General features: G+C 61.1%; 3 protein-coding genes. 1 reads left to right on the top strand and 2 read right to left on the bottom strand.

What is annotated here, in order from left to right; genetic code table 11:
- Nucleotides 1-194: 194 nt before the first annotated feature.
- Complete coding sequence (locus tag ACGLHR_RS51360) at nt 195-473, bottom strand: hypothetical protein (protein WP_400103763.1); 279 nt, start codon at nt 471-473, stop codon at nt 195-197.
- A gap of 66 nt (nt 474-539) precedes the next feature.
- Nucleotides 540-1,145, bottom strand: coding sequence for a class I SAM-dependent methyltransferase (locus ACGLHR_RS51365; RefSeq protein WP_400103765.1), 606 nt, complete (start codon nt 1,143-1,145; stop codon nt 540-542).
- Nucleotides 1,146-1,509: 364 nt separating this feature from the next.
- On the opposite strand from ACGLHR_RS51365, the gene ACGLHR_RS51370 reads away from it, so the two are divergent.
- Nucleotides 1,510-2,451, top strand: a complete 942-nt coding sequence (locus tag ACGLHR_RS51370; protein WP_400103767.1) for a DUF808 domain-containing protein — start codon at nt 1,510-1,512, stop codon at nt 2,449-2,451.
- The last annotated feature ends 102 nt before the right edge of the window (nt 2,452-2,553 follow it).

The following is a 2,553-nucleotide window of genomic DNA, read 5'->3' on the forward strand; positions in this document are numbered from 1 at the left end:
CGCAGCGCGAGACAAACACTGTCGTTTCACCTCGATTAGCCCGGGATGTCGGCCCTCAAATAGCGCGGGACGTAACAAACGGGCAGCGGCGGCGGTTCAGCGAACCGGCTCATGTCAAAGAATCGCTGCGAGTGAATAGCCGCCGATTGGCACCCGACGCCATCGAGACGCATCCCCGCGCGATGCTCGCTCGATTAGTCGGCAAGGGGAAAGCCAAAGACATCCCGCTCCAGGTCTTGCTCGAACGCCGCCGTCCATGAGGTCCCGGCTCCGCCAGGATAGCGCCGGACTTCGCCCCCGATTACACGGGCGACGGTGACTTCGCGCGGGATACGACTCGGGCCGCCGGTTAGCGCAATGCCCTCCTCCGCGGTCACATCGAAGTCCTCTCGTACAAATCCATGCAACGCGCAAGCCGACTCGAAACTCTCGCGCTCATCCGCTGGCAGTTCGTGGAACAACTTTTGAGCCATGACCATCTCCCGGATCCCTCGCCAGGATCCTAGCATGACCAATCCGAGCATCCCCTAGTGGCTCGGCTACCCCATCTGCAATGCAATCACGCTCCAGGAAACCGAGTCCCGGCCCTGCGTATCCTTGCGCAGCCCGCTGTAGATTTCGGCCAGGCCAACCGCTCGGCCAAGTTCCAGCGTCTCTTCGGCTGAAACGTCGAACATCCTTCGACCGGGGGGAATCGGCCCGTGGCGGAGCGACATAATGACGCGGGCGCCCGGCGCTAGCAGCGCCGCGATTGCTTTCATCGCAACGGGGCGCTCGGCGGCGTCAAGATGCATCCATACGGCAGTCAGCAGAATCAGGTCAAAATGCTCTCGCCTGGACCGCATCTTGGATAGGTGGGGCAGTGCATCGTCCACCCACTCGATGGGCGAGGCCGCATGAATGCGCTGCCCCTCACGACGCAACTCGCGCGTGGGTTCAACGGCCACAACCCGATGTCCCAGCCGAGCGAGCGCGGCCGCATCGCGGCCTGACCCGGCGCCGACGTCGAGAATGCTGCTTGGCGCCAATGGGAATAGGTGCAGTACGTCTCGATGGACATCCTCGAACAGGATGCTCTCGTACTGCTGCGCCAATGCGACTGCGTTCTTGCCATAGCCGGAAGTACTTGCTGCTGGTTTTCTCATTCAGGTCCCCTCTCGCTCCCGATGGAGGCTTTCTTGTGCCCCGGTTTCGGCAAGAGAATCAAAATGCCCCCCCACCGACGGCGGATAGCAAGCAGGCGTGCGCTTTGGCATATTTCAGATACTCGTTGCTTGACCCCGACGAGACTTCCCGTAGACCGCCCTGCTAACCTGCCGGCGGTCTCCTTTTTTACGGATGCCCCGGGCGGCTCGGATTCGCATCCTGAGCTGCCAGACTCCCTAGACGAAACCATCCCGGAATGGCGATGGCCCGCATCGCTTGCGAGGCCTGTGGCACAGTATCGAGCCATGCGGCCCTCTGCGTGTAACGGGGCGCTTTCTCTGCGTCTACATGGGAGCCTTCAATATGGCCGGCACCAGCCTGCTTCTGCTGATCGACGACATCACCTCCATCCTCGACGATGTGGCCACCATGAGTAAAGTGGCTGCCAAGAAAACGGCCGGCGTGCTAGGCGACGACCTCGCCTTGAATGCGCAGCAGGTCAGCGGCGTGAAAGCAGATCGAGAATTACCCGTCGTGTGGGCTGTAGCGTTGGGATCCTTGCGCAACAAGGTGATTCTGGTGCCGGCAGCTCTGGCGATCAGCGCTGCCGTGCCATCAGCTATCGTGCCACTGCTAATGGCCGGCGGCGCCTTTCTTTGCTATGAGGGATTCGAGAAGATTGCGCACAGCTTCCTCCATAGCGATTCCGCGGAGGGGAAACCCGATTCCGGAGCGCCCCAGGCGGCAAATCCCGAGACGGATATGGGTGCCTACGAGAAGGCCAAGATTCGTGGTGCGGTGCGCACTGATTTCATCCTGTCGGCGGAGATCATCGTCATCTCGCTCGGGACAGTATCCGGCGCAACATTCGGCACGCAGGTAACCGTGCTGACGACCATTTCCTTGCTCATGACGGTGGGCGTCTATGGCCTCGTGGCGGGTATCGTCAAGCTGGACGATGCCGGCCTGTACCTTAGCCAGAAGGCCTCTGCTGGCGCGCGGGCCATTGGCCGCGGCATCCTGCGCCTGGCGCCTTGGCTGATGCGCGCGCTATCCGTGATCGGGACCGCGGCGATGTTCCTGGTAGGCGGCGGAATTCTGGCGCACGGTATTCCTGCTGCGCATCATCTAATAGAGCCCGCAACTGAAATGCTGGCAGGAGTACCTGTGCTCGGTGCAGGCCTGGGAATGCTGGGTCCTGTATTGATCAATGCACTGACAGGCATCGCAGCAGGTGCACTGGTCACGGCTGTAGTCGCCGTTGCGAAACTTGGAATGCGAGCCCTACGGCCATCGACAAACTAGTTTCGTTCTTGCTTCCGAAACCGCTGCCGCAAAAGCAAAACCCCCCAGTACTTTCGTACTGGGGGGTTTCAAGGGAGAGCCTGGCGATTACCTACTTTCACA

This window comes from Cupriavidus sp. CuC1 (assembly GCF_044627735.1).
Classification (GTDB): Bacteria; Pseudomonadota; Gammaproteobacteria; order Burkholderiales; family Burkholderiaceae; genus Cupriavidus; species Cupriavidus ulmosensis.

Coding starts and splice junctions, on each gene's coding strand:
- ACGLHR_RS51360 (WP_400103763.1), bottom strand. CDS start 473: ATGGCTCAAAAGTTGTTCCACGAACTGCCAGCGGATGAGCGCGAGAGT.
- ACGLHR_RS51365 (WP_400103765.1), bottom strand. CDS start 1,145: ATGAGAAAACCAGCAGCAAGTACTTCCGGCTATGGCAAGAACGCAGTC.
- ACGLHR_RS51370 (WP_400103767.1), top strand. CDS start 1,510: ATGGCCGGCACCAGCCTGCTTCTGCTGATCGACGACATCACCTCCATC.